Source organism: Streptomyces sp. NPDC002386 (assembly GCF_053593175.1).
This window is the reverse complement of the sequence record NZ_JBSFBX010000013.1, coordinates 1-24,816: the sequence shown is the minus strand read 5'-3', so window position 1 is coordinate 24,816 and position 24,816 is coordinate 1. Positions and strand designations below refer to the sequence as shown.

Sequence of the window (24,816 nt, the reverse complement as noted above, 5' to 3'; positions counted from 1 at the left end):
GCCATCGGTCACAGGGCTTCCAGGCGGTCGAGCAGTGAGCGCAGGACGGCTTCGGGGAGAGTGGGTCGCGGAGTGGTCGCCTCGGGATCGACCCACGGCCACAGCTCAGCCCCGATCAGCGCCCGGGCCCGCTGCGGGTTCCGGTACAACGCCACGCCGTGCCGTTCGGCCAGCCGGGCAGCGAACAGCCGCTGCAACTGGGGCCGCAGGAGGGTATCGAGGTGTGCCTGGCCATCGGTCGACAGGGACTTGGCCACGATGCGCCGCCACCCGCCGAGTACCGGGGCGCGGCTGTCCAGCAAGCGCACCTGCCTGCGGTAGCCGCTGTCCTGGGCGGCGGCACCCGCGGCGTGGCGAGCCAGGGCGAGCGCGACTGCGGTGACGAGGGCGAGTCCGCTGGCGGCCGCGGCGGCACCGTCGGCCAGGGCAAGCAGTACTTCGGCCGCGACTGCGGCGGTGCCCAGCACAGCCAGCGAGTGACGTGGCGAACCGGGCTTCGACAGCACGGAATCGGCGATGGCCCGGATCCCGGCACGCGTCCTCACGAGGCGCCCGTCACGGCTTCGTGTCGGGACATCTGCGAGCGCAGTCCGTCGGCGATCTCGGCGAGCGCGGCCGCGGCCCGGTCGCGATGGCTGTCGCCCATCGGGTGCGTGGAGTAACGGGCCTCCCGGAACAGCGCGGTGAGCACGGCGGCGGCTGTCCCCGTCGACAGGCCGCCGGTGACGGCCCGCTCCAGAAGATCCTGCGGGCTGTCCGAGGCGCGCCGGGTCACGCCGGAGTCGGCGAGCGACTCCTCCATGGCGGCATAGCAGGCGATGACGGCTGGGCGGGCGTCGGTCCCGTCCAGCAGAGCACGGCGCCCGGAGTCAACGGCCTTGGCCAAGCGCTCCTGCTCGTCGTCGAGCGTCGCGTACGTTGCCGGGCCATCGGGCAACGGCGGTCGGGTCAGATGCCGCCACAGGTGCAGCCCGGCGATCACGACGACCACGACGAGCAGGGCGATGCCCAGACCGAGCAGGACGCGCGTCAGCCCGAAGTGCATGCTGTGGCCGATGTGCCCGGCATGCCGTGCAGGAGGCGCGGTAGGTACCGGGTCTCGCCGCGGGCTGGGAAGTGGCAACGGCTCGTGGCCGCTCCTGTGTTCGGCCCCGTGTCCGCTGGACGGCCCGAACTGGTGCAGGGCCATGACGAGCAGCGGGACCACCAGCGACGCGCCCAGCAGGACACGACTCACGCTGTCGACCACCCGCTGTTCCACCGCATTGAGTTCCCGGGCGGCGGCGACCTGCTCCCGGTACTTCTCCCGCAGGGCCAAGCCGCCGACGAGTGACGTCAGGGCGAGGCCGAACACGATGACGGAATTGCCGCCGAGCGGACCGCGGCCCTTGGCCAACAGGCCCGTGTCGGGGCGCAGCAACAGCGCTCCCAGGGCCACTCCGCCCACCACCAGCACGGCCAACGCGGCCGGCGCGGTACCGATCGTGCCCTGCCTAGGTCGCCCGCCCCCCGTACGCTCCCGCCCCACCGCCACACCCCTCCCGTGTGATCGGCAGCTTCGCACAACGGTCGTCGGCGCACCAACTGGGGTCACCGGTGCGGCGGTCCGGGGCGCCTCCCCGCGCTCGCCTGCCGGCGAAGCCGCACAGGCCGTCAGCTCGGTGGAGGCCGGTCAAGAGGGCAGACCTCCTCCGTGGCTCTGGAGGGGGCTGCTCTCGGCGTCGGCGCTCAGCAACGCACGTCCACTTCCGTGACCTTGCTGCGGCCGTCCAGGGGCCGCTGACCCCATGCCGGGTGCCGCTGCATCGAGAAGTCTGCCTGCCTCGGGCCTCATTGTGACGCCAGTTCGACTCTGCGCCCGCGATGACCTGCCGTTCGGCCGACCTGTGCAACTCGCTGTGGCCGACCTCTTAGCGGCACACCGTGGGCACCGCTCGTGGAGACCAGCCATCCTTTCGAACACCATCGAGATGTGACACTTCTGGGGGCCGTTGACCGAGGCCGGCAGTGCCGCGATCCGGTGCTGGGGCACCGACCGCGGCCCTTTCGCGGCCGGCGTGTGCGCAGGAAGCGTGGAGCGCGCGGCGCACCGTGGCGAAGCGGCCGCTTCGGCACATCGGTCTGAGCCGAGCGTAATGAGATGACGGATGGGGTGAGGAAAAGGCTTGTCGCTATGCGGTGACCGAGGACAGGAGTCGTCGTGGCGGGCAAGCGGGACTTTTGGGACGCCGACATAGAATTCCTCGCATGAACGGTCTGATGACGGCTGCTGTGCTCACCGGCCACGGAGGCCTCGACAAGCTGGAGATCCGTCGCGACTGGCCGGTGCCCGTACCGGAGCCGCATCAGGTGCAGGTCCGGGTCACGGCCGCGGCGGTGAACAACACGGACATCTGGACGAGGGAGGGGGCCTATGGCAGCCCCGACGATCCGAACGCCGTGTCCGGGTGGCTGGGGCCGATCGACTGCCCGCGGATCCAGGGGGGCGACATCGCGGGCGTGGTCAGCGCCCTCGGCCCGGGGGTCCCGCCGGACATGCTGGGACGGCGCGTCCTGGTCGACCCCGGCCTCTACCGTGACAGCAGTGCCGACAAGCCGCCGGTCGGGTTCTTGGGCAGCGAGGCCGACGGCGGATTCGGCGAGTTCGTCGTCGTTGACGCAGACCATGCGCACGATATGACCGGTAGTCCCCTGACGGACGAACAGTTGGCCTGTCTGCCCGTGGCCTACGGCACCGCCACCGCAATGCTCGACCGTGCCGGGGTGCTCCCCGGGGAACGGCTGCTGGTCACGGGCGCCTCCGGCGGCGTGGGACTGGCTCTCGTTCAGCTGGCGTCCGCACGAGGCTCCGAGGTGGTAGCCGTCACGAGTGCGGCCAACGCCGAGGCGGTACGGGAATCCGGAGCCGCGCACGTCCTGCTGCGGGATGCGGAGGATCTGGCCGCGCAGGTGAGGGCCCTCGCCCCGGACGGCCTCGACGCGGTGGCCGATGTCGTCGGTGGCCCACTCATCGGCACGCTCATGCCTACGCTGCGGGACGACGGCCGCTGGGTGATCGCAGGGGCTGTGGCCGGCAGAGTCGTGGAGTTCGACCTGCGCCGGCTCTACCTGCACAACATCACGCTGATCGGTTCCTCGATGCACACACGGGCGCACTTCGCCGCCCTGGCCGAAGCGGCACGAGCCGGGGTTCTGGCCCCTCGCATCGCCGCGCGCTTCCCGCTGACCTCTCTGCATGACGCACAGCAGGCGTTCGCCAGGACCCGTGAGGCCGGGAAGATCGTCATCACCTTGACCGAACCGAGCGGCGATCACCGGTAGTGGCTCCTGGTACGTGCCGGGACGACCTTGGTGGCTCGGCGTCCGCCGCGGAGTGCCGGAGGCGGGCCGCCGGTCCCGGGATCAGTCCTCCGGCTCCTCGTCCTCGCCGGCCGTGTCCCCGATGGCGACCCGCAGATCGTGCATGCCCTGCATGGTGTCGATGAGGGCTTCCTCCGCCCCGCTCAGGGCCCGCCTGGTCCCTCCGACGTCGCCCCGGTCGGCGTGGAGCTGGGCGCTGAGGGCGTACAGGGCCGTCATCGCGGCCGCGAAGGACGCCTCCCGCCCCGGCGGCGTCTCGTCCGCTTCGGACTCCGAGACCTGAATGGCGGTGCGCTGCAGTCTGTTCGTCAGAATGTTGACGGCACGGCCCGGATCATGGCCCAGATGCTCCGCCCAGCCGAGCATCGTGTCGAGGACGTCCTCGATCTCCCCTTCCTCCGACAGACGCGTCGCGGCCGTGATCTCCCACTCCGCCTTGGCCAGCAGATGGCCCAGCAGCCGCAGGCGATCGGATTCCTGCGGCTCCTCGCGCCGCGCTTCTGGATCCGCCGTCGGTTCGGCTCCCAGAGCGCTCAGCGCCGCATTGATCTGTTCAGCACTCACCGGACGCTCGCTCTTGATGGTCACGCTCTCAGCTTCACCCCTCCAAGGCGTCGTCGCCCGCCCATACACCCGGTGGGAGCATCACCGGCCCGGCCCCGGTGGGGTGCGGGCCGGATGCGGCATCCCTAGGCTGATGGTGCTCGGGGCTACAGCGGAGGTGTGGGCATGCCCCGAACCATCTGGTCCGGTGCCATCTCGTTCGGTCTGGTCACCGTGCCGATCAACGTGGTCAGCGCGACCGAGGACCACTCGATCCGGTTCCACCAGTTCCACACCACGGACATGGGGCGGGTCCGCTACCGCAAGATCTGCGAGCTCGAGGACCGGGAGGTCTCCCAGGACGAGATCGGCAAGGGCTACGAGCTGACGAAGACGCAGGTCATCCCCATCACGGAGGAGGACCTGCGCAATCTCCCGCTGCCGACGGCGAAGGCGATCGAGATCGACGCCTTCGTACCGCTCGCCTCGATCGACCCGATCCGGATCGGCGAGGGCTACTACCTTCAGCCGGCCGGGAAGGTCGCGGCCAAGCCGTACAAGCTGCTCGCCCAGGCGCTCGGCCGCTCCTCCAAGGTGGCGGTCGCGAAGTACGCGTGGTCCGGCCGGGAACGGCTCGGCCTGCTCCGGGTGAAGGGCGACGTCCTGGTACTCCACGCCATGCGCTGGCCCGACGAGATCCGCTCCCCGAAGGAACTGCTTCCGCCGCCCGTCGAGGTGTCGGACGAGGAGATCGAGGGTGCGCTCGCGCTGATGGAGACCATGACGCGCGAGGATCTGGAGGGGGAGGAGTTCCAGGATCGCTACACCGAGGCCATGGCGCGGATCATCGAGGCGAAGCGGGAGGAGAAGCCGCTGCCCGAGGTGCCGGAGCCGGAAGCGCCGGCCCAGGTGCTCGACCTGATGGCGGCGCTGAGCGAGTCGGTGCAGAAGGCGAAGGCCTCCCGCGGTGAGGAGGCCGGCCCCGCCGAGGTGCACCGGCTGCCCGAGCCGAAGAAGACGCCGGCCGCCAAGAAGCAGCCGGCGGGGAAGCAGCCGGCCAAGAAGGCCGCGGCGAAGAAGGCGACCGCGAAAAAGGCGACCGCGAAGGAGGCGGCCCCGAAGAGGACGGCCTCACGACGGCCGCGAAGCGCGTAGCCGGGCGCTGTCAGGCCGGGGACGTTCCCGGACGTGCCATCCCGGGGTGCAGTGCCTTCAGGCCTCGCGGCCACGCCGTCTCCGGGTCGGCGTCGTGGGGAAAGGTCACGGGCCTCGGCGGTCTCCAGGGCCTCGGCCGTCTCGGTGAGGAGTTGCGCGATCGGCTCCACCTCGACCGCGTGCTTGTCGGGGGGAGAGATTCGCGCTCATGCCGGAGTCCGCGGCCCATCTGCGCGGCGTGGGGGAACGCCGGATTGGCGGCGCTGCCCGCGCGGCTGGATATCGTCGGGATGTGGACAGCGGGATCAGGCAGCCGTTCGAGGCGTCAGCGGGCGGGTCGCGGGGCGAGCTGCCGTCAGGGGTGGCCCGGGCGTTGTGGTGGGGCCCGGCCGCTCTGGTGCTGACCGTCGTCGGCACGTCGGTGCTCGTGGCCGGTACGGGGCGCGGCTGGCGACTGCCCGCGGCGCTGGCCCTGGTCCTGGCACAGGCCTGCGCCCTGCGGTGGCAGGTGCGCGCGCCGGTCCGCGTGCTGGCGGTGAACGCGGCGTTGGGCCTCACGGTCTGGGCGCTGCTGCCCGCGGTGTCCTTGACGGGGGCGCTGCTGGCGGCGCAGGTGACGCTGTGCGTGCTGTCGGCCACCAGACCGCGGCGGGTGTCGCTGGGGGCCCTGGCGGCGATGTGCGTGCCCGCGCCGCTGGCGTTCGGGGCGGGCGGAGCCGGCGGGGCGGCGCTCTATCTGCTGACGGTGGCCCTGGCGTGGATGACGGGGCAGTGGCGCCGGGCGCAGCAGGCTCGCGTGAGGGCGGAGGCACGCCGGGCCGTGGTCGAGGAGCGCGCCCGGATCGCGCGGGAGGTGCACGACGTCGTGGCGCACACCCTGTCGGTGATGGTCGTTCAGGCGGGCGCCGCCGACGACGTGTTCACCGAGCGGCCCGACCAGGCCCGTCAGGCGCTGCGGGCCATCGAGACGGGCGCCCGCTCGGCCCTCGGTGAACTGCGCCTGCTGCTGCGGGCGTTCCGGCCCGAGACGGGGGAGGACGAACCCGGGAAGCCGCCGGGACAGCGGCCCTCGCTCGCACGCCTGGAAGAGTTGGCCGACACTGTGCGTGCCACGGGGATGACCGTGCGCGTGTACCGCGAGGGCACCCTGGACGGGCTGCCGGCCGCGGTGGACCTGGCGGCCTACCGGATCGTCCAGGAGGCCCTGACCAACACGCTGCGCCACGCGGCGGGCGCTGACGAGGTGAGGGTGCGGATGACTGCCGTGGAGGAGAGCCTGGAGGTCACGGTGGTCGACAACGGCCGTGGGCGGCAGGCGGGTTCGGCTTCGGCCGGGTCCGGACGTGGTCTGGTCGGGATGGAGGAGCGGGCGCGGCTCGTGGGCGGTACGCTGCGCGCCGGTCCGTCGCCCGAGGGCGGGTTCGAGGTGGCGGCGCGGCTGCCGGTAGGGGGCGTGTCATGACGCTGCGTGTGGTGGTGGCCGACGACCAGGCCCTGGTCCGAACCGGATTCCGCATGATCATCGACGCCCGGGACGACCTCGAGGTGACCGGTGAGGCGTCCGACGGTCAGGAGGCGGTGCGGCTGACACGGGAACTGTCACCCGACGTCGTGCTCATGGACGTACGCATGCCCGTCGTCGACGGCATCGAGGCGACCCGGCGGATCGTGGAGGGCGGCAGCCGGGCCCGGGTTCTGGTGCTGACGACCTGGGACGTGGACGCGCACGTGGTCGCCGCGCTGCGGGCCGGGGCGAGCGGCTTCCTGTTGAAGGACATGCGCCCCGCCGAACTCGTCGACGCGATCCGCCTCACCGCGCGCGGGGACGCCCTGCTGGCCCCGGCCGTACTGAGCCGTGTCCTGGACCGGTACCTGCGCACCACACCCGACCCGGCGCCCCCGCCCTCCCTGCGGGATCTGTCCGGCCGCGAGCGTGAGGTGCTCGCCCTGATCGGGCAGGCGCTGTCGAACGCGGAGATCGCCGCGCGGCTGGGCCTGGCGGAGGCGACCGTCAAGAACCATGTCACCGCCGTGCTGCGCAAACTGGGCCTGCGCGACCGGGTCCAGGCCGTCGTCGCCGCCTACGACCACGGCCTCGTACGACCGCGCCGGCCCTGACGGCCCGCAGCCCCGGGGCCCCGCGACGCTCGTCTCCTCGGGACGATCCCGCCATGCAGCTGTCCACATGGCGCTCACCTCGTCACGAGGCCCCTGTCCTCCTCAGGTAGGAGACCGGGCCGCGATCCTCCCGCGGTCCCAGTGCCGGACCGCTCCCACGGCCGATCCGCCGGCCGTGTCGGCGGCCGTAGCGTCGACATGTGATCGACGACCTGCCCTCTCTGATGTATCTGCTCGCCCACGACGATGCGGCCGAAGGCCCCTACGACCGTCCCCGCACACAGCTTCTGGTCCGTGCCGCCGCCTTGGTCGACCTCGCGATGCGCGGCCGTCTGGGGGAGGAGGACGGCACGGTCACCGTGTCCGGTACCGAGCCGACCGGCGACCCCGTCCTGGACGGCGTGCTGCGCGAGGCGGCCGCCCCGCACGGCTGGCGGCACCTCATGCGCGTCGACCGCAAGCGGACCCTGACGCGAGTGGAGGACCGGCTCGCCGCGGCGGGAGTCCTCGGCGTGACGGAGCCCCGCACCCCCTTCGGCACCCGACGGCTGACCGTGACGGACCGCGCCGTGCCCACCGCGCTGCGCGCCCGCGTGTCCGCCGCGCTCCACGGGGACGGACCCGTGGGGGCGATCCCCACCGCCGATGCCGCTCTGCTGGCGCTCGCCGCGGCGGGCGGCGTCCGCACGGTCCTCTCCCGGCAGGACCGCAAGACCTACCGAACCCGCATCGACGCCTGCACGGGGACCCTCGCCGCTCTCGCGCCCGGCCTCGAGAAGGCGGTACGCGCGCTGCCGACCACCATGATCGCCGCACAGGGCGGCATGGGCGGGAGCTGACCCGCCCGGAGGGGGAGACGATGACCAAGCACCGCGTCCTGACCCTGGGCTGCGTCCTCACCGCCGTCCTCGCGACGGCCTGGTCCGCCGCGGCACCACCGACACCGGCCGCCCCGATCACACCGGCCGCCGCCACGGCGCCGCAGCGCTCGCGGCCCGCCGCCACGACGCGGCCGGTCCGGCCCGATGCCACGACGCGGCCGGTCCGGCCCGATGCCGCCACGACACGGCGGGCCCGGCCCGATGCCGCCACGGAGCGCTCCCGGCACTCCGACACGACGGTCCGCACCCACTACGGTCCGGTGCGGGGTGCCGCGCACGACGGCTACCGCACCTTCGAAGGCATCCCGTACGCGGCACCCCCGGTCGGCAGGCTGCGCTGGGCACCGCCCCATCGCGCCGCGCACTGGCCCGGGGCGAGGGACGCGACCCGGCCCGCGAGCGCCTGCCCGCAGCCGGCCGGCGAGGTGCCCGGCGGCAGCACCGACGAGGACTGTCTCCACCTGAACGTCACCACGCCCGACGGCGCCCGGCCGTCCCGCCCCAGGCCGGTGATCGTATGGCTGCACGGCGGCGGCTTCACCACCGGAGCGGGCAGCTCCTACGACGCCCGCCGCATGGCCACCCGCGGCGACGTCGTGGTCGTCACCGTCAACTACCGCCTCGGAGCCCTCGGTTTCCTCGCACACGGCGACCTGCCGGGCTCCGGCACCTTCGGCCTGGCGGACCAGCAGGCGGCGCTGCGCTGGGTCCGCGCCGAGATCGGCGCCTTCGGCGGCGACGCGCACAACGTGACACTGGCCGGCGAGTCGGCGGGCGGGTACAGCGTCTGCGCCCAGCTCGCCTCGCCCGCCGCAGCGGGCCTCTTCGACCGGGCGATCATCGGCAGCGGTCCGTGCACCGGCCGCCCGGACCGGCCCTTCGCGCCCTCCTCCGTCCCCCTGTCCGCGGCGCGCGCCACGGGGGCGGACTTCGCGGTCCGGGCCGGCTGCGGCTCGGACCGTGACGTCATGGCCTGCCTGCGCCGCCGCGACGTCTCGCGTCTCCTCGCAGCCCAGGACACCGACCAGCAACCGGCTGACACCACCCCGCTGCTGCCCCGGGACCCGGCGGCGGCGATCGCCGCCGACCGCTTTCACCACGTCCCCGTGCTGATCGGCAACAACCATGACGAGGGCAACGGCTGGGCCGCCGGAATCATCCAGTCCGGTCATCCCGTGACTCCCGGCACCTGGCCCGACATCGCGGCCGCGTTCTTCCCGGGCCCGGCGCAGGCGAAGGCGATCGTCCGCGCATATCCGGTGCACCGCACCGACGGCGGTCCGGTGTTCGGCGCCGTCATCGGCGACGCTGACTTCGCCTGTCCGACCGTGCGCGCCGAGAACCTTCTCGCCGCCCACGTCCCCGTCTGGAGCTACGAGTTCGCCGACGAACACGCTCCGCCGCTCACCCCGGGCACACCCCCGTTCCCGCTCGGCGCGCCGCACGGGAGCGAACTGCCCTACCTGTTCGACCTGGGCGGCCGACCCCGCGACCTCAGCCCGGCACAGCACCGGCTGGCGGACACCATGGTCGACTACTGGACGCGCTTCGCCCGCACCGCCGATCCGAACAGCCCGTCGTCGCCGGCCTGGCCCCGGCGGACGGTGCTCTCCCTGGCACCGGACCGCATCGTCCCCACCGGCACGGCGCGCTCCCGCCACCACTGCGCGTTCTGGGACTCCCTCGGGTGACCACGGAGCAGACCGCGTCGGTACCCGCCGCCCCGGCGTCCCGGCCCGGACAGCCGGGGCGCGCTACGCTCCGACGCCCCGACGCAGGGCGTGCGCCTCAGGGACGACGGACTCCTCGTCTGCGACGACGGCCCGCCGGCGGCCGCAGCGACACTCTTCTGACGGGGGACGGCGGCCGGTACCCGACCAGCCGGTCTCGACCGCCGTCGACGCTCCCCGCACCCTCGCTCAGCCGGCGCGATCATCGGCACGGGGCTTGTGCGAATCGCCTCCCGCCGCGTCACGGGGCTCCCGCGGGCTCCAGGTACACCTCGTCGACGTAGCACCAGGCCCACACCTCTCCCGGCTCCGTGGAGCGGGCGAGAGGGTGCCCGGTCGATTCGTGATGAGCGGTGGCGTGGGCACCCGGCGAGCTGTCGCAGCATCCCATGTGCCCGCAGGTCAGACAGAGCCGCAGACGCCCTCCGCCGTGTCCTCGCGCCTCGCACTCCAGGCACACACCGCTCCGGGGCACCGGCGCCGGAGCGGAACTCGCTTCCGCCGCGTGCGCGCAGGCGCGCCCCTCCGGACGGCCACCGTCCGGTCGCACCACCCAGCTCGTCATGGGCGTCCCTCTTCGCTGCTGATCGCCAATGCTTTCGTCACCTCTGCTTCGCACGCCCTCGGGCAACCGGATGCGGCCTGATCGGGAGAGCCGTCCGACGGGGCCGGCTGATCGCCCCGGGATCGGCTCGATGGAGGTGCAGGGGGCCGGGGTGACAGGATGTACTACGCCCCATGGCCGAATACCTCCAACGGCACACCGACGACTGGCTCGCGTACTTCGCCGCGCGAGGCCATCCAGCCCCGCGGCCTCTGGCCGCGGGTGTCGAAGGCGCCGTCTACCGGCTGGGTGAGGGCTTGGTCGCCAAGGTGTGGAGCGGGCGCCCGCCGGTCGGCCCGGACCTGATGCGGCAGGTCTACGCGGACATCGCCCGGCATCCGCTGCCGTTCGCCACCCCGCGGATTCTCGCTGGTGAGGAGCGCGACGGCGTGTTCGTCACCTACGAGCGCGAACTCTCCGGGTCGCCGCTGCGCGCCGACGCCGGGCACACGCCGCCGGCACGGGACCTGCCCGCGCGGGAGAGCGAGGCCCTGCTCATCGTGCTGCGCGGCCTGGCATCCGTGCCGGCCTCGCCGGCGATGCGGCGACTGATCGTCCAGGGCGACGACCGCCCGCTGTGGGACGGCCACACGCGCTTCCCCGACGCGCTCGCCGCACTGGTCGAGCGTGCCGCCCGCCGCCACGGGGACGTGCTCGCGGCGGCGGTGCCCGGGCTGGCCGCGACCGTCGAGCTGATCGCCGGGACGTTGCGGGCCCTGCCGGCCACGCCCGTCACCGCTGTCCACGGCGACCTGGTCCCGCCCAACATCCACGTCGACGACACCGGGCTCCCGGTGGCGGTCCTGGACTTCGGCTTCTTCACCACGGCCGGCGATCCGGCGTTCGAGGCAGCGGTGACGGCGGCGGTCTGGGACATGTACGGGCCGGACGCGGAGCACCACACGGCCGAACTCACCAGCCTGTTCGCCGCGGCACTGGGCCATGACCAGAAGACGCTGGCGCTGTACCAGGCCGCCTACGCCCTGACCACCTACGACCTGTTCAGCACGGACGGCAGCGACGGCCACTTCCAGTGGTGCGCGGCCCTGCTGAACCGCGACTTGGCCGTCGAGCACGGTGCTTGACGCCCGATCAGCGGACTCGGGGTGTTCCGGGCAGACCGCTCCGGCCCTCCGCCGCCCGGAGCCGACCCCGCCAGGACCCGGATGGAGCGCCCGGCCGCGGCGAGTGCGGGCATCGGCGCCGGTCGGAGGGCCTGGGTGCGGGCGGTGTGGGATCGCACCGGCGGGGGCACTGGGATGCTGCGGTGTCTCGCCCGAGGTGAAGAGAGACCCGCCCGAGGTGTGGGAGGGCACATGGACGTGCTGGCCCGGCTGGACCGATATCAGCGGCGGCACCGGTGGGCGGGCGTGCCGCTCGCCGTCGTGTACAAGTTCTTCGACGACCAGGCCACGTACCTCGCCGCACTGCTGACGTACTACGGCTTCGTCTCCCTGTTTCCGCTGCTGCTGCTCCTCGTCGCCATCCTCAGTGGTGCCCTGCACGGCAACCCGCGGCTGCAGCATTCCGAAGATCTCCGTCCGCTTCGGCGAGCCTCCGCCGCCTGCCATCGGCGACAAAGGCCCTCCCTGACCCGTGGGCGTTCGCACGGCACCCGCCGGTGTGCGGGCGTGGTGCGGTCGCCCGCGGAGCGGCACGCACGCGCCGCTCCGCGGGCGGCCGCGCACGCGGCCGTCCGTGCCGTCCTGCCGGGTCCTACCGGTAGGTGACGGTGAGGGGCGTGTGCACGCTGCGCCGGGGGAGGGTGACGGTCAGTCTCCCGGTGCCGATGTCCCAGTGGTAGGCGTCGGGGGAGAGCCTCACACCGTCGGCGGCCACCTCGGCGGGTGCCTCGCCCCCCAGGAACGTCAGTGTCCACCTGCGCTCGGAGACCTGGCCCGGGTAGGACCCCTTCACCGGACTGATCGACACGGTGTGGTGCGATCCGGCCTGCCGGTACCGGATCCTCGTCGTGGCGCTCTTCGGCGCGGTGGCGCCGTCGTCCTCGTAGAGGCTGTACGAGCCCGGCGCGCCGGTGGAGACGGTCAGGGTGACGTCGGTCAGGGCGGTGTGGTCGCCGTGCGGGACGTCGTGCGTGCGGGTGGGCAGGACACCGCCGGCCCTGACGAACACCGGCATCGAGTCGAGTTCTGTGGTGATGTCGTGCGTGGCTCCGCCGGAGTAGGTCTTGCCGGTGAAGTAGTCCGTCCACCGGCCGGGCGGGAACCACACGGACGTGGTGGCGGAGTCACCCGGCGTGGTCGCGGGGGCGACCAGCACGTCGGAGCCGTAGAAGTACTCGCTGTTCGCGACGGCGTACGCCTGCGGCTCGTCCGGGTACTCGAGGTAGGTGGGGCGGACGATCGGCACGCCGGTGCGGTGCGCCTCCTCGGCGAGCGAGTAGGTGTAAGGCACCAGGTTCTCGCGGAGGTTGAGGAACCTGTCGGCCGACCGGCGCGCCGCCGCGCCGTACTGCCAGGGCAGCCGGTCGCTGTGATTGCTGTGCAGGCGGTCGATCGGCTGGAACGCGCCGAACTGCACCCATCGTGCGTACAGGTCGTCGGGCAGCTTGTACGTGGTGCGCAGCTTGCCGCCGTCCACGTACGTCTCCGAACCGCCCAGTCCCGTCGTGTCGTTGTGGCCGCCGATGTCGTGCGTGATGGCGGCCATCCCGGTCGCGGCGGACTCGCCCGGCGTGTAGCCGACCTCCTGCCGCAGCACGCCCCACGTGGAGGACGTGTCGCCGGTGAAGTGGACGGTCGTGCGCTTGTCCGCCCAGGGCCCGGTCGGCAGGGCCTGTTGGCCGCTGTAGCCGCCGGCCTGCAGTGAGCCGTAGGCCCGGGAAAGGACGAAGCCCCGGTCGTCGGGGCGCGCGGCGGCGTACTGCTGGTTGATCCACGCGTCCGGGGTCACGCCCGGCATCGAGGACCGCGACGCGTCGCAGCACCAGTCCAGCCACCAGAAGTCGTTGCCCTGCTGATCCATCGTGCGGTGCAGGTCCATGTACGCCTTGAGCTGGTCGGGGTCGCCGAAGTCGAAGGTGTGGCAGTTGTCCTGGACGCCCGCGCCCGAGGCGCAGCCTCCCTTTGCCAGCTTGCCCTTGGCCGTGGCCTGCGCCTGGGCGAACTGGGGGTCGGAGGCGAGGATGCCGGGATGCACGTTGAGCGTGTTGTGCAGTCCCTGGGCTGCCGACCAGTCGAAGAAGCCCTCGGGATCGGGGAACTTGGCGGGATCCATCTCCCAGCCGCTCCAGTTGTTCACGGCCTTGAAGTCCGTGTCGGTGACCAGGACGTCCAGCGGTACGCCCTCGGCTCGGAACGCCGGCAGGATCTCGTCCCGGTAGTCGGCCGCGGTGCGGTCGATGTACTCGGAGTACCAGACACCGTAGGCCCACTGAGGCAGCAGCGCGGGCGGCCCGGTCAAGGCGGCCAGGTCCGCCAGCGCCTGCTTGTAGTCGTGTCCGAAGCCGAAGACGTAGCCGTCCTGGTAGGGGGCGCCGCCGTGATCGGGCCGCCGCGTGACCTTCCGCGTCGCGGCGTCGTACAGGGCCGACGGCGTGTCGTCCAGGAGATACCACCCGTCCTTGTTGAGCAGCCCGGGCGTGGTCACGACGGGCGAACCGCCGCTCACTCCGTCCAGGCCCCGGCGGTACCCGCCGAGTGCGACGTGCGGCGGCGGGGCCGGCGCATCCTGGCCGGTTACGGAGACGGTGTCCGCGTTGACGTGACAGCCGGCCGTGTCCGGGCAGCCGAGGGTGATGTCGTCCGCGCCCGCCTCCAGGGTCACGGGTACGGAGGCCGTCTGCCAGTCGTCCCAGTCCTTCGTCGCCGGGAACGTCAGGGTGCCGGTGGTGCCGCCCGCGCTGACGGTGGCGGTGCGGCTCTCGTGCCGGCCGTCGCCTCCCGTGCCGTTGGCGTACCGGACCCGGAGGGTGTAGACGCCGTCGGCGGGCACGCCGACCAGATGCGTCGACAGGCTCGCGCCCCGGTCGAGTTCGCCGACGAAGCCGGGACCCGCGTATCCCGCGTGGTCCGTGGCGCTCACCGCGGTACCCCCGATCCGCCCGGCCTCCGCCTCACAGCTCACGCCGAAACGGCAGTCCGGGATCGCGGTGGCCGAGGGCGGCGGATAGGGGTCGCCGGGCCGTACGAGCGCCACGCTGTCCAGGTTCACGTCACCGGAATCCGAGGCGGTCCGGGTCAGGGCGACGGTGTGGTGCCCTGTGCCGAGCTGAAGGCCGGCGCGGACCAGGCCCCATGTGTCCCAGTCGGTCGTGGTCGGCAGAGTCACCGTCTGCCGCGCGCCGCCGTCCACGGTCAGGGTGAGCGTGCGGGGCTCGGTCCGGCCGTCACCGCCGCGGGAGTTGGCGTACCTCAGGCCCAGTTGGTAGGTCCCGGACGTGCTGACATCGATGTCAGCGGACACCGAGGCGCCCGTGCCTTCGAAGCCCGCCGCGAAACCGGTCCCGGTGTGGCCACTGTGGTCGGAGGCCACGGAGACCCCGCTGAGCCGCAGGCTCTCGGCTTCGCACAACGCGCCGGGCGTACAGGTCAGACGGTGCCACGGGGTGGCCGTCACCGGTGTGCTGCCGGCCCTCAGGTGCACGGAGAGGTTCTGGGCGTCGAACGGTCCGGAGCCGACCCGGTAGCGCAGTGTCATGGCGCTCGTCCTGATGGAGAGCCAGCCGTCCGAGGCCGTGGTGGTGTAGGCCGCCGGTGTGAACCCGCCGCGGCCGATCGCGTTGAACGTCGGTGCGTCGGTGAACTGCTGATCTCCCGCGTACTCGGTGCGGATCAGGGTCGGCGAGAGGATCTGGAAGCGGGCGTCCCCTGACGTGACGGTCGGTATGTGAGCACGGGTCGCGCCTGCGGCCGCCTCCGCACCCGTGTTGGTCAGTGCCGTCGCGAGGGTCGTGACGAGGGCAACGGCCCCGCCCACCAGCCGGTGTACCGATCGGGGGCGGGTACTCGTCCTTGGGACTGGCATACGCAACTCCGTTCTCCTGTCGACCGGGTGGCTCATCCGCCCCCGCGCACGTCGTGGTTCCGGCGACGCTGGGCAGGGCGGGTCCGTCTCCCGGAGGGCGCGGTGCTGAAGTGCCCATGGCATGCGGCCTCTTCGGAACGAGCCGCCTTCTCTTTCAACGATGTAAATCCCGCACCCAGCATGAGAGCACGCCGCTTCACGGGGTGTCCATAAGGCCGTGGGACGACCCGGTGCCCGTGGGCGCGCTGAACGTCGTCCGACGGGGTACACGGGCCGGCATGGCATCCACAACCGATCTCATGTCCCTGCGGGCCGTGCGACAACTGCGCCGGGTTCGCGCCTTCTACGCGATGGGCGCCCTGCTGTGGGCCGCATCGACCGCCTGGACGAGCTGGCATTCGCCCGGGACCCGGCAGATGTGGGTATCCGCCCTCCTCCTCGCCATCTTCGCCGGCCTCCTGGCCGCGACCACCCTGTGGCTGCAACGCTTCCGGGCCGAGAGCACGGCGGCCGCCCCCAAGCACCACGCCGCCTCGGGGAGGGCGAGCGGACCTCGGCACGCGCACGCCTGACCCGCCGTGCGCCGAGTGGCCGGTCACCGGGCGCCCGGTGACCGGATCAGGCCATGGTGCGGGTGACCGGGATCCACAGCTGCGCGTCCGACCACGTCGGGTCGTCCTCGGACGGGCGCGTGCGCAGGATCTCCGGACCCGGCCGGTACTCGTACGGGTTGGACGGGATCCACTGGGCGGCGACGGCGCCCCACATCCGCTGCAACGCCTCCGGGAACGGACCGGTGTTGTCGAACACGGCCCAGGTGCCCGCCGGGCAGTCCAGCACGTCCAGGCCCTCGGGCAACTCCGCGGCAGAGGTCACCACGGCGTGGTAGTAGTCGAGTTCGCTGCCCTCCTCGAAACCCTCCGACAGACGTACGGTCGCTGACACCACGCCCTCGGGGTCCTGGTCCGAGAGGCCGGCGATCCGCAGCATCGTCTCCGGCGAGATGCTCCGGACGTGCTCGGCGATGTGCGGGTTGACGCCCTGGTGGATCAGCGGCACCCGGGCCTTCCTGCCGACGACCCGGAATGCGTCCTTGGCCACGATGCGGTACCGCATGGTGCTGTTCCCTTCGACGGTGAGACGGAAGGAGAGCCGGGGCTGCGAGTTCAGCGCCGCGCCGGTACGCCTCGCCTCGCCGGGACCGACGCCGTGCATGGCACGGAACGCCCGGGCGAAGGCCTCGCCCGAGGTGTAGCCGTAGCGGACCCCGATCTCCAGCAAGGTGGGCCTGCCCGCCAGCACTTCGGCGCCCGCGACCGTGAGCCGCCGGCGCCGGACGTACTCCGACAGCGCCATCCCCGCCAGCGACGAGAACAGCCGCCGGAAGTGGTACTCCGACGTGAGCGTGATCCGGGCCAGCGCGGACACCTCGATGCGCTGGTCGAGGTGCCCCTCGATGTGCTCCATGGCCTGGTTGAGCCGATCCAGCAACCCCGGCCTCCCTCCCTTTGACCACCAACGTTAGGAAGGGCCAAGCCTGCCCCACCCGACAGGCTGTGCCCGCTCCGGTCGGGTGCGGCAGCCCCTCCCGGATCCGCGGACGTCGTCGCGGAGCGGGTCGGGGTGGGTGCATAGGATCGCCGGCATGGCACTGCGACCCGTTCAGGTGAACATGAAGGCCCGCGACGGCTCGGCGGTCGGCCGGTTCTGGGCGGAGGCGCTCGGCTGGACTGCCTACAGCCCCGGCGTGACGACGTACGTCGGACCCGGCGGCGGCCTCGTCTGGCCGGATCCGGTCGCCGTCTGCATCGACATCGTTCCCGTCCCCGAGCCCAGGACGAGGGCCAAGAACCGAACGCACCTCGATCTCGCCACCACCTCCGCGGCGCACCAGGCGGAACTGGTCGCGCGTCTGGAGGCTCTCGGCGCGACGCCCGTCCACGTGGGTCAGGGCGACGTGCCGTGGACGGTCCTCGCCGACCCCGAGGGCAACGAGTTCTGCGTGCTGGAGCCCCGGGAGGTCTACCGGGACACCGGGCCGATCGCCGCTGTGGTGGTCGACTGCGCCGATCCTCGGGCCATGGCCCGCTTCTGGGGTGAGGCGACGGACTGGACCTTGCACGACGTGACCGACGACAACGCGGTGCTGCGGTCCGCCAGGGGCACCGGCCCGTACCTCGAGTTCATCCGCACACCCGGCGCGAAGACCGTGCCGGACCGCGTCCATCTCGACCTGCTGCCGTACCCCGGTGACGACAAGGAGGCGGAGGTGGCCAGGCTGCGTGCCCTCGGAGCCCGCGACCTCGACGTCGGCCAGGGCGACGTTCCGTGGACGTGCCTGGCCGACCCGGAGGGCCACGAATTCTGCGTCCTCGCCCTGTCCTGACCGTCCTGAATCCGCTGGGGGGCGTCTCCCCGATCTTCGCGGGTCCGCGACGCGCCGCGGAACTGATCGCCGCACGGGTCGGACAAGGGGTGGCGGCGGCCCTGCTGGTCCCGGCGACACTGGGCCTGCTCAGCTCCGCCTACCCGGCGGGCGCGGAGCGCGACCGGGCCGTGGCCGTGTGGGGCACCACCGGAGCGGTCGGGCTCGCCCTCGGCGTCACGGCGGGCGGAGGCATCCTCGCGGTGGCGTCGTGGCAGTGGATCTACTGGATCAACCTTCCCATCGTGGCGGTCTGTCTCCTCGCCGCCGGGAACGCGCTCCGTGCGACCACGGCCGGGGAGCGGGCCCCCATCGCGGTCGCGGCCACCCTCTCGGCCTGCACCGCGGTCGTGGCCGTCGTGCTGGCCTTCACGGAGCTCTCCCGCGCCCGGCCCGCCCTCCCCGTCGTGGCCACCGCCCTGGCGGTCACCGTCCTGGCGGGCGGGCTCCTCGCGTTCAGCCAGAAGAGGCGCAGGCCGCTGGCGCCCCGGGCACTGCTCGGCGTGCGGACCCTGCGAACGGCCTGCCTGGTCGCGGCGCTGTACATGGCGAGTTTCGGCGCCGAGTTCTACCTCGTCACCCTGTACCTCCAGGAGGTGCGGGACTACAGCGCGCTCGCCGCCGGCATGGCCTTCCTGCCCCTGGCCGGGACCATCACCGTCGGCAACACGGTGGCCGGCCGGCTCGCCGGCCGGGTGCCGCTGAGGCGGCTGCTGTCCATGGCCTTCCTCACCGGTGCGGCCGGTCTCCTGGTGCTCGCACTGGCCGTCGGCGCCGAGGGCGGGTACGTGCCGGGCATCCTGCCGGGGCTGCTGCTGAGCGGACTCGGCCAGGGCATGGCGTTCACCGCCATGTTCATCACCGGAACGCGCGACCTCCCACAGGCGAGCAACGCCACCGGGAGTGCCCTGGTGACCACGGCGCCGACGGCCGGGGACTTCGTGCTGGCCTTCTGCGTCACCGCCGTCATCGCGGCGGCGGCCGCGCCGTCGGTGCTGATCCTCCTCAACCGCACAGGGCGACAGCCCGACTCTCCCACCCACCGAGAACAGCCGCTGCTCTCCGTGCAGCAGGACCAGCAGGGCCAGGCCGATGGAGCCGCCGGTGTACTGGAATCGCTGCACGCCCCCGGCGCGCTGCCGGACACCGTACGTGTCGCGTCCTCCGGCGATCCCGCGGTGATCGAGCGGATGGCCGAGGTCACGGCGGTCGCCAACCTTCCCGAACAGCGCGACGCCGACCGCGGCCGCTGTCTGCGGGCGCTCCTCGACATCTACGGCATGCTTCCCGTCCAGGCGCGGGACCGTGCGTCCTTACCCGAGACCACCGTGATCGCTCCCGAACGGGAGGGGCGCATCCTGGCCGAGAGCCTCGGCGTCCTGCCCGGAAAAGCCCCAGGCCAAGCGGATGCCGGTGGCCGGCGGCCTGCTCGTGGGCCTCGACGAGTGGCTGCCCTCGCGGGCGGACCGACTGGTCGTCGTCGACGGAGTCGTGGCCGTTCCTGGCGCTCTCCTACATCGTGGTCGTCAACCGTCGTCAGCACCGGAGCGAGCGTCCTGCGTGGCCGTCGACCGCATCCCGCCCTCTGGGTGACGACACTGGTCCTCATCGCCAGCGTCCTCCTGCAGTACCTCAGCCTCTGACCAGCGCACGCGACCCCCTTCAAGGAGTTCCCATGCCCCACGACGACCTCCCGCTGCTCGCCGAGTCGGTGAAGCAGCCCGACGGCACCCCCGAAAGGCTGCGCCGCCAGATCGAGTTCATCATCGAGGTTGACCGGCTCAAGGACGTCTTCCGGCAGAGCCCGCTGCTGGCCGCGCAGCGCAAGGAGAACGACGCCGAGCACTCGTGGCACCTCGCCCTGATGACCCTGGTGCTCGCGGAGTACGCGGACGAGCCCATCGACACGAGCAAGGTCCTCGCCCTCGTCGTCCTGCACGACCTGGTGGAGATCTACGCCGGAGACACCTTCCTGTACGACTCGGCGGCCGCCGCCGACCAGGACGTCCGCGAACAACAGGCGGCGGACAAGCTCTTCGCGCTCCTGCCGCCCGACCAGCGCGACCACTTCCGGTCCCTGTGGGACGAGTTCGAGGAACGCGTCACGCCCGAGGCGCGATTCGCGAAGGCCATGGACCGGCTCCAGCCGCTGCTCCTCAACTACGGCAACCGCGGCGGGACCTGGCGCACACCGGGAGTCACCGAGGCGGACGTGCTCGCCCGGAAGTCGGTGATCCAGGATGCCTCCGCGGATCTCTGGCGTTACGCACAGGACCTGATCCGCACCGGTGCCGACAACGGCTGGGTGCCCCGCGCCGAACCGGGCGCCTGACGGCGGGGCTCGACGGCGGCCACCCGGTCGGGGAGGGCCGCGCCGACGCCGCCGTCGAGGCCCGCCGTCCTCGGCCGGGGGACGCTCACTTCCCTCCCGTCACCCGCGCCGGCGCGGTCCGTTCGGTGTGCGCCCCGCCCGAGGGTGGCGCCTGGGCGGCCGCCCGCCTGGCTCCCAGCCAGGTGAGGAACGCGAGGACGAACAGGCCCTCGACGATCAGGGAAAGCGGGCCGTACGGCGGCTCCCAGCCGGGCTCGTAGTAGCCGTCCGGCAGACCGACGGTACGCGACAGCCCGAATCCGACGATCATGCCGAGGCTGACGGCCGCTCCCGTCAGCCACGCTGTCATGGAGCGTTTCCCGGTCACGAGCGTGGCGGCCACGACGAGCATGACGCCACCGCCCACGGCGAAGAGCACCCCCATGTAGAACTTCTCCTCCAGGTGGTCCGGGACGAGGAGCGCGTGCAACACGGCGTTGCCGACCGCACAGCACGCTCCCAGTCCGCGCAGAGCGATGTCGGTGACGGAGATGGAGTTCATGACGACTCCGGATGGGCACCGTCGGACGTGGGCCAGGCGCGGCCTCAACCTCCCCGGGTGCAGGGGGCCGAGGACGCTTGACGGAACACGCGGACCGGCCCCAACGCATTCGTACAGGCGGGATGGGAAGGGCCGTTCCGCACACGCACAGGGGTGGGTACGGTGCGCTCCGGCCATGAGCCCTCCGGTCGGGCTCTGATCGGAGTCACTCCCTGGGGGACTGCCTCCGGCGAAGTAGGTACGGGAGCGGCGCGCCGGGGGATTGCCTCCGCCGGTCTTCTTCGTCACACGTGCCGGCTCCGGCAGGGGTGACGGCGGGCGTCCGGCTACGCGGCGGGATCTCCGGCGGGGGGAGTGGCCCACTCGACGAGCTGGATGACGATGCCGTTGGGGTCGGTCAGCTGGAACAGCCGCTCACCCCAGGGCTCCTCGCGCAGCGGCATGGTGACGGGCGCGCCGGCAGTGCGCAGCCGCCGTTCCTGGGCCTCGATGTCGGTGACCGTGAGAGCGAGGATCAGGCCGGTGGCGTGACGGTCGCGCTGCTCGGCCGGCAGCGCCTCGATGCCCTGGCGCAGCAGCACGATGTCGGCGGCCGCGTCGTCACGGGTCAGGGACGCGAAGCCGTCGGCGGCCATGGCCCGCCGGTATCCGAGGTGGGTGCACAGGAAGTCGCTGGACGCGTCCACGTCGGCCACGGTGAGGGACACGGTGAAGGCGGTGACGTTCAAGCGGGCTCCTGGGGGTCCTACGGGGTGCGGAGGGGTGGTGCCGCCCGCGCCGGTCACTTGCGCTCCAGCGCGGCCAGCCGCAGTTCGAGCTGGTCGACCCGGTGACGTAGCAGGGTGACCTGGGCTTCCAGGCTGACCTCCCGTTCCGCTCTGCGTTGAATGCGCGGTGACGAGGCGGCCCGCTCGATCACCGCCTCCAGCTGGACCAGGCGCTGGGGCCCGTTCGGGCCGTCCACCAGCCGGGACCGGATCTCGCCGTTGCGGTACCAGGACCGCAGGGCCGAGCGGGACACGCCGGTCTCGGCTTCCGCCCTGGCCAGCGTGACCCAGGGTGTCTCGTCCAGCTGCTCGAACAGCTCCAGCTCGCTCTGCCAGCGCGCGAGCCGGTCCTCCCAGTCCGACGGTGTCTCCATCACACCCTCCCTTCCACACGGTGACCCTATCAATAACAGTGTATTGACAGGGCTGAGACCCTAAAGGCATGTCATTCGAGAGGTTCACGGTGAAAGCCCGCAAGGTGGTCGTCACGGCTCAGGAGGAGGCGAGGCAGCTCAAGCACGCCCACATCGGCACGGAGCACCTCCTGCTGGCGCTGCTCGAGGTACCGGACAGCGTCGCGGTGAAGGTCCTGCACCAGCTCGGGTACGACAAGGAGACGGCGCGCGCCGACATCGCCGCGGTGGTCGAGCCCGGCACGGAGGAGCTGAGCGGCCACATCCCGTTCGCGCCGCGCGCGAAGAAGACGCTGGAACTCGCCCTGCGCGAGGCGCAGCAGCTGCACCACAAGAACATCGGTACGGAACACATCCTGCTCGCCCTCGTCCGGGAGGGGGAGGGCGTCGGCGCGCAGGTGCTCGCCGCACGGATCGATCCGATCAGCAGGATCCGCGCCGCGGTGCTGGCGGCACTGGAGGGGTCGCAGGATCTCGGGACCGGGCCGTGGCCGGCCGGCACACCCGCCACCGAGGACACCGTCTCCACCGCCAGCGCGCTGGCCGGTGGCGCGCCGGTCGGCAGCCATCACCTGCTGGAGGCGATGCTGCGGACGGAGAACAGCATGGCGGCCAGGGTGCTGCGCGATCTCGGCGTCGACCCCGACACGGTCGCAGCCAAGATCGACGAACTGGATCCGGAGACGACGGCCGACGCGAACCCGGAGGAAGCGGCCGCGCGCAGGATGGAGATCCGGCTGGTCGACGACGAGGTGCACCTGATCCTCCGGGACCCGGCGACGGTCGCGATCGCCAAGCGGGTCACGGAGCTGGCCGACGGACCGGTCGCGGGCGTCGGGCCGGTCGCCGGCATGTTCGTCCCGCTCTGGCGGTCGACCAGCCAACTGCTGTCGCAGATCCAGCGGATGCTCGAACCGGAACCCGAGGAGGAGGACGGGTCCGCCGCGGGCAAGGTGGCCAAGGCCGTGCGCACGGTCCTCGCGCCCCGGCTCCGCCGGCGAACCGGCTGATCGGGGGGTTCAGGCCACGAGCAGGCGGAGGCCGAGTTCCGCCGCGTCGAGGTCGACCAGGTCGCGGTTGCGCTCGGCCCACCGGCCCGAGGAGAGGTCGGCGCGGAGCCTGGTCACCGCCCGCTGCTCGGCCTGCGGCCCGACTCTGGTCCACACGGACACCGCTCGGCGCACGTGCTCGACCAGGTAGGCCTCGGGCCGGCGCCAGTGGGCCTCGAAGAAGCCGTCGGCGCAGTCCCATGGGATGAGCACCGGCTCCAGGCGGGCCCCGATCGCGCGGGCCAGCTGATCCACCGAGGGCCGGCCCGCGACGAGTTCGCCGACCTCGGGCAGGTAGTCGCGGGTGAGCCAGAACCGGTGACGCCATCCGGCGTCACTCGCGTCGTGCGTGAACACCACCACGCGGCGGGCCACTCGCCGCATCTCGCGCAGCCCGGCGATCGGGTCCTGCCAGTGGTGAACGGTACTGAAGGCCATCGCGGCGTCGAAGGACCGGTCCTCGAACGGGAGGCTCTCCGCGGCGGCGGCCACGCAGGGCGCCGCGCCTGCGGGACGCTGCGCCCGCATGACCGCCGACGGTTCCACCGCGGTCACGTCGCGGTCCGGGGGTTCGTAGGAGCCGGTGCCGGCGCCGACGTTCAGCACCGTTCGGGCGTCCCCGAGCGCAGCCCAGACCCGCTCGGCGATCCGCGGCTCGGTGCGTCGCGTCGCTGGGTACGCGGACCCGATGGTGTCGTACAACTGCGCCCCGAACAATCTGAGTTGGTCCTCCGATGTGGTCCTGATCCCCATTGCCCGTGCCTCCAGTTCCCGGTCGATGGCCGTCACCATGGCGGCAGCGCGGTCACGCTGTTCCAGCAGCAGGCCGCGCAGCCGGTGCAGGTGCGCGACCGCGTCGGTGTCCGGGTCGTCGACCAACTCCGCGATCTCGCGCAGTCCGAAGCCCAGCCGCCGGTAGACGAGCACCTCCCGCAGCCGCTCGACGTCGCCCGCCGAGTAGGCCCGGTATCCCACCGAGGTCCGCGCGGACGGCCGCACCAGGCCGATCTCGTCGTAGTGATGCAGCGTGCGGACGCTCACGCGGGCCAGCTCGGCCACACGTCCCACAGTCAGGTGTTCCTCCACGCCACCGACGATGCGGCATGACGCCACGTGAGGGTCAAGCGCCGGTACGCCCGCGTGCGGCTGATTTCCCCCGTCCGGCATCCGGCATCCGGCTTCCGTGCCACAGTGTTCAGCAGGCGACTTGGCCGTCGCGGGCGGAAGCGGCTCTCAGGAGGGGGATCACATGGCTTCGGAGGCAATCCCGTCCCAGGGGCGCCCGGTGCGTGATCTCGTCCGCGAGGTGGTCATCGAGCTGGCACCGGACGAACTTCCGCTGCTGGAAGGGATCTTGGCGCTCGATGACGCCGCAGCCGTCCGGCGTCTCGAGGGTCGAGGGCAGCGCCGGGAACCGCTGGGCTTCGGCATGGGAGAGATCGCCGTGCTGGTCACTCCGGTGGTCTGGCTGGCCCTGGACCAGGCGGCCCGGCGCATCGGCGACATCGCCATGCAACGTGCGTCGAGGGAGTCGGCCGGTGTGCTGAGACGGCTCCTGAACAGAAGCCGGCCGCCGGTCGTGGTGCCCCCGCTCACCCGTGCACAGCTGGCCGAGGTACGGCGGCTGGTGCTGGAGACCGCCGAGCAGCGCGGTCTCGCCGCCACGCAGGCCTCGGAGGTCGCGAACGCGGTGGTGGCCGGGCTGGTCCTGGCCGATCCGGCCTCCTCGGACGACGGCGGCCCGGCCTCTCCCGCCGTCACCGGTTCCACCCCCGGGAACTAGGTCGTGTCCGCAAAGTCACGCCTGCGTCGCGGCGCCCGGCACGCACCGGACGCCGCAACGCCCGCCCTGCGGGCGAACGACGCGACAATTCCAGATAGGATAAGCGTCGGGTTGGGGAAGAGATTGATT

At 72.3% G+C, this 24,816-nt stretch carries 24 protein-coding genes; 14 read left to right on the top strand and 10 right to left on the bottom strand.

Going from position 1 to position 24,816, the window contains the following annotated elements; translation table 11 throughout:
• Nucleotides 1-8: 8 nt before the first annotated feature.
• Complete coding sequence (locus ACWCPN_RS24830; RefSeq protein WP_451210032.1) at nt 9-506, bottom strand: hypothetical protein; 498 nt, start codon at nt 504-506, stop codon at nt 9-11.
• Between the two features lie 35 nt (nt 507-541).
• A complete protein-coding gene (locus ACWCPN_RS24825; protein WP_451210528.1) occupies nt 542-1,456 on the bottom strand; it encodes a DUF4129 domain-containing protein in 915 nt (304 codons plus the stop codon).
• A gap of 791 nt (nt 1,457-2,247) precedes the next feature.
• Here ACWCPN_RS24825 and ACWCPN_RS24820 point away from each other — a divergent pair.
• On the top strand, nt 2,248-3,321 hold the full coding sequence (locus ACWCPN_RS24820; protein ID WP_451210029.1) for a zinc-binding dehydrogenase: 1,074 nt from the start codon (nt 2,248-2,250) through the stop codon (nt 3,319-3,321).
• Nucleotides 3,322-3,402: 81 nt separating this feature from the next.
• Here ACWCPN_RS24820 and ACWCPN_RS24815 read toward each other — a convergent pair whose 3' ends face one another.
• Nucleotides 3,403-3,948 (bottom strand): hypothetical protein, encoded by a 546-nt coding sequence (locus tag ACWCPN_RS24815; protein WP_451210026.1) that lies wholly within the window; start codon nt 3,946-3,948, stop codon nt 3,403-3,405.
• A gap of 141 nt (nt 3,949-4,089) precedes the next feature.
• Here ACWCPN_RS24815 and ku point away from each other — a divergent pair, with 141 nt between their 5' ends.
• From ku to ACWCPN_RS24790, 5 genes are all read left to right on the top strand, one after another.
• The gene (gene ku, locus ACWCPN_RS24810) at nt 4,090-5,058 is read left to right on the top strand and encodes a non-homologous end joining protein Ku (protein ID WP_451210023.1); all 969 of its coding nucleotides are present in this window, start codon (nt 4,090-4,092) and stop codon (nt 5,056-5,058) included.
• 292 nt (nt 5,059-5,350) lie between these two features.
• Nucleotides 5,351-6,520, top strand: a complete 1,170-nt coding sequence (locus ACWCPN_RS24805) for a sensor histidine kinase (protein ID WP_451210019.1) — start codon at nt 5,351-5,353, stop codon at nt 6,518-6,520.
• Nucleotides 6,517-7,176 carry a response regulator gene (locus tag ACWCPN_RS24800; protein WP_451210016.1) on the top strand — a complete coding sequence of 220 codons (660 nt, stop codon included), beginning with the start codon at nt 6,517-6,519 and terminating at the stop codon, nt 7,174-7,176. The genes ACWCPN_RS24805 and ACWCPN_RS24800 overlap by 4 nt, the downstream gene beginning before the upstream one ends.
• Nucleotides 7,177-7,376: 200 nt before the next feature.
• Complete coding sequence (locus ACWCPN_RS24795) at nt 7,377-8,015, top strand: GOLPH3/VPS74 family protein (RefSeq protein ID WP_451210013.1); 639 nt, start codon at nt 7,377-7,379, stop codon at nt 8,013-8,015.
• Between the two features lie 20 nt (nt 8,016-8,035).
• The gene (locus ACWCPN_RS24790; RefSeq protein WP_451210010.1) at nt 8,036-9,748 is read left to right on the top strand and encodes a carboxylesterase/lipase family protein; all 1,713 of its coding nucleotides are present in this window, start codon (nt 8,036-8,038) and stop codon (nt 9,746-9,748) included.
• 280 nt (nt 9,749-10,028) lie between these two features.
• On the opposite strand, the gene ACWCPN_RS24785 is transcribed toward ACWCPN_RS24790, so the two are convergent.
• Entirely contained in the window at nt 10,029-10,352 is a 324-nt protein-coding gene (locus tag ACWCPN_RS24785) for a UBP-type zinc finger domain-containing protein (RefSeq protein ID WP_392294697.1), read from the bottom strand.
• A 173-nt stretch (nt 10,353-10,525) separates the two neighbouring features.
• On the opposite strand from ACWCPN_RS24785, the gene ACWCPN_RS24780 reads away from it, so the two are divergent.
• A complete protein-coding gene (locus tag ACWCPN_RS24780; protein ID WP_451210007.1) occupies nt 10,526-11,476 on the top strand; it encodes a phosphotransferase family protein in 951 nt (316 codons plus the stop codon).
• 231 nt (nt 11,477-11,707) lie between these two features.
• The gene (locus ACWCPN_RS24775) at nt 11,708-12,121 is read left to right on the top strand and encodes a hypothetical protein (RefSeq protein WP_451210004.1); all 414 of its coding nucleotides are present in this window, start codon (nt 11,708-11,710) and stop codon (nt 12,119-12,121) included.
• On the opposite strand, the gene ACWCPN_RS24770 is transcribed toward ACWCPN_RS24775, so the two are convergent.
• Nucleotides 12,108-15,377, bottom strand: coding sequence for a TIM-barrel domain-containing protein (locus ACWCPN_RS24770; protein ID WP_451210001.1), 3,270 nt, complete (start codon nt 15,375-15,377; stop codon nt 12,108-12,110). The genes ACWCPN_RS24775 and ACWCPN_RS24770 overlap by 14 nt on opposite strands.
• Before the next feature lie 278 nt (nt 15,378-15,655).
• On the opposite strand from ACWCPN_RS24770, the gene ACWCPN_RS24765 reads away from it, so the two are divergent.
• The gene (locus tag ACWCPN_RS24765) at nt 15,656-15,949 is read left to right on the top strand and encodes a hypothetical protein (RefSeq protein WP_392294701.1); all 294 of its coding nucleotides are present in this window, start codon (nt 15,656-15,658) and stop codon (nt 15,947-15,949) included.
• Between the two features lie 46 nt (nt 15,950-15,995).
• On the opposite strand, the gene ACWCPN_RS24760 is transcribed toward ACWCPN_RS24765, so the two are convergent.
• On the bottom strand, nt 15,996-16,868 hold the full coding sequence (locus tag ACWCPN_RS24760) for an AraC family transcriptional regulator (RefSeq protein WP_451209997.1): 873 nt from the start codon (nt 16,866-16,868) through the stop codon (nt 15,996-15,998).
• Nucleotides 16,869-17,022: 154 nt separating this feature from the next.
• Between ACWCPN_RS24760 and ACWCPN_RS24755 the strand changes: the two genes are divergently transcribed.
• Genes ACWCPN_RS24755 through ACWCPN_RS24745 form a run of 3 tightly spaced genes read left to right on the top strand, consistent with a single transcriptional unit; the run spans nt 17,023 to nt 20,134 of the window.
• Entirely contained in the window at nt 17,023-17,763 is a 741-nt protein-coding gene (locus tag ACWCPN_RS24755) for a VOC family protein (RefSeq protein ID WP_451209994.1), read from the top strand.
• Complete coding sequence (locus ACWCPN_RS24750) at nt 17,706-19,445, top strand: MFS transporter (protein ID WP_451209991.1); 1,740 nt, start codon at nt 17,706-17,708, stop codon at nt 19,443-19,445. Before ACWCPN_RS24755 ends, ACWCPN_RS24750 begins: the two co-directional genes overlap by 58 nt.
• A 32-nt stretch (nt 19,446-19,477) precedes the next feature.
• Nucleotides 19,478-20,134 carry an HD domain-containing protein gene (locus tag ACWCPN_RS24745; RefSeq protein ID WP_199209209.1) on the top strand — a complete coding sequence of 219 codons (657 nt, stop codon included), beginning with the start codon at nt 19,478-19,480 and terminating at the stop codon, nt 20,132-20,134.
• Between the two features lie 85 nt (nt 20,135-20,219).
• Here ACWCPN_RS24745 and ACWCPN_RS24740 read toward each other — a convergent pair whose 3' ends face one another.
• The 3 genes from ACWCPN_RS24740 to ACWCPN_RS24730 all read right to left on the bottom strand — a co-directional run bounded on the left by ACWCPN_RS24740 (nt 20,220) and on the right by ACWCPN_RS24730 (nt 21,816).
• Nucleotides 20,220-20,675, bottom strand: a complete 456-nt coding sequence (locus ACWCPN_RS24740) for a hypothetical protein (RefSeq protein ID WP_451209987.1) — start codon at nt 20,673-20,675, stop codon at nt 20,220-20,222.
• A gap of 326 nt (nt 20,676-21,001) precedes the next feature.
• Nucleotides 21,002-21,403 (bottom strand): VOC family protein, encoded by a 402-nt coding sequence (locus tag ACWCPN_RS24735; RefSeq protein ID WP_451209984.1) that lies wholly within the window; start codon nt 21,401-21,403, stop codon nt 21,002-21,004.
• Between the two features lie 53 nt (nt 21,404-21,456).
• Nucleotides 21,457-21,816, bottom strand: a complete 360-nt coding sequence (locus ACWCPN_RS24730; protein ID WP_392294713.1) for an excisionase — start codon at nt 21,814-21,816, stop codon at nt 21,457-21,459.
• 68 nt (nt 21,817-21,884) lie between these two features.
• Here ACWCPN_RS24730 and ACWCPN_RS24725 point away from each other — a divergent pair, with 68 nt between their 5' ends.
• Nucleotides 21,885-22,865, top strand: coding sequence for a Clp protease N-terminal domain-containing protein (locus ACWCPN_RS24725; protein WP_451209981.1), 981 nt, complete (start codon nt 21,885-21,887; stop codon nt 22,863-22,865).
• A 9-nt stretch (nt 22,866-22,874) separates the two neighbouring features.
• Here the strand turns inward: ACWCPN_RS24725 and ACWCPN_RS24720 are convergent, their stop codons facing one another.
• Entirely contained in the window at nt 22,875-23,963 is a 1,089-nt protein-coding gene (locus tag ACWCPN_RS24720) for a MerR family transcriptional regulator (protein WP_451210525.1), read from the bottom strand.
• Between the two features lie 190 nt (nt 23,964-24,153).
• On the opposite strand from ACWCPN_RS24720, the gene ACWCPN_RS24715 reads away from it, so the two are divergent.
• Complete coding sequence (locus tag ACWCPN_RS24715; RefSeq protein ID WP_451209977.1) at nt 24,154-24,687, top strand: hypothetical protein; 534 nt, start codon at nt 24,154-24,156, stop codon at nt 24,685-24,687.
• Nucleotides 24,688-24,816 lie beyond the last annotated feature (129 nt).

Bases quoted from the DNA above. Each gene is read 5' to 3' on its own strand.
- ACWCPN_RS24790 (WP_451210010.1), top strand. From the start codon at position 8,036: ATGACCAAGCACCGCGTCCTGACCCTGGGCTGCGTCCTCACCGCCGTC.
- ACWCPN_RS24740 (WP_451209987.1), bottom strand. From the start codon at position 20,675: ATGAACTCCATCTCCGTCACCGACATCGCTCTGCGCGGACTGGGAGCG.
- ACWCPN_RS24715 (WP_451209977.1), top strand. From the start codon at position 24,154: ATGGCTTCGGAGGCAATCCCGTCCCAGGGGCGCCCGGTGCGTGATCTC.
- ACWCPN_RS24775 (WP_451210004.1), top strand. From the start codon at position 11,708: ATGGACGTGCTGGCCCGGCTGGACCGATATCAGCGGCGGCACCGGTGG.
- ku (WP_451210023.1), top strand. From the start codon at position 4,090: ATGCCCCGAACCATCTGGTCCGGTGCCATCTCGTTCGGTCTGGTCACC.
- ACWCPN_RS24800 (WP_451210016.1), top strand. From the start codon at position 6,517: ATGACGCTGCGTGTGGTGGTGGCCGACGACCAGGCCCTGGTCCGAACC.
- ACWCPN_RS24820 (WP_451210029.1), top strand. From the start codon at position 2,248: ATGAACGGTCTGATGACGGCTGCTGTGCTCACCGGCCACGGAGGCCTC.
- ACWCPN_RS24765 (WP_392294701.1), top strand. From the start codon at position 15,656: ATGGCATCCACAACCGATCTCATGTCCCTGCGGGCCGTGCGACAACTG.
- ACWCPN_RS24780 (WP_451210007.1), top strand. From the start codon at position 10,526: ATGGCCGAATACCTCCAACGGCACACCGACGACTGGCTCGCGTACTTC.
- ACWCPN_RS24730 (WP_392294713.1), bottom strand. From the start codon at position 21,816: ATGGAGACACCGTCGGACTGGGAGGACCGGCTCGCGCGCTGGCAGAGC.
- ACWCPN_RS24745 (WP_199209209.1), top strand. From the start codon at position 19,478: ATGCCCCACGACGACCTCCCGCTGCTCGCCGAGTCGGTGAAGCAGCCC.
- ACWCPN_RS24755 (WP_451209994.1), top strand. From the start codon at position 17,023: ATGGCACTGCGACCCGTTCAGGTGAACATGAAGGCCCGCGACGGCTCG.
- ACWCPN_RS24725 (WP_451209981.1), top strand. From the start codon at position 21,885: ATGTCATTCGAGAGGTTCACGGTGAAAGCCCGCAAGGTGGTCGTCACG.
- ACWCPN_RS24785 (WP_392294697.1), bottom strand. From the start codon at position 10,352: ATGACGAGCTGGGTGGTGCGACCGGACGGTGGCCGTCCGGAGGGGCGC.
- ACWCPN_RS24770 (WP_451210001.1), bottom strand. From the start codon at position 15,377: ATGCCAGTCCCAAGGACGAGTACCCGCCCCCGATCGGTACACCGGCTG.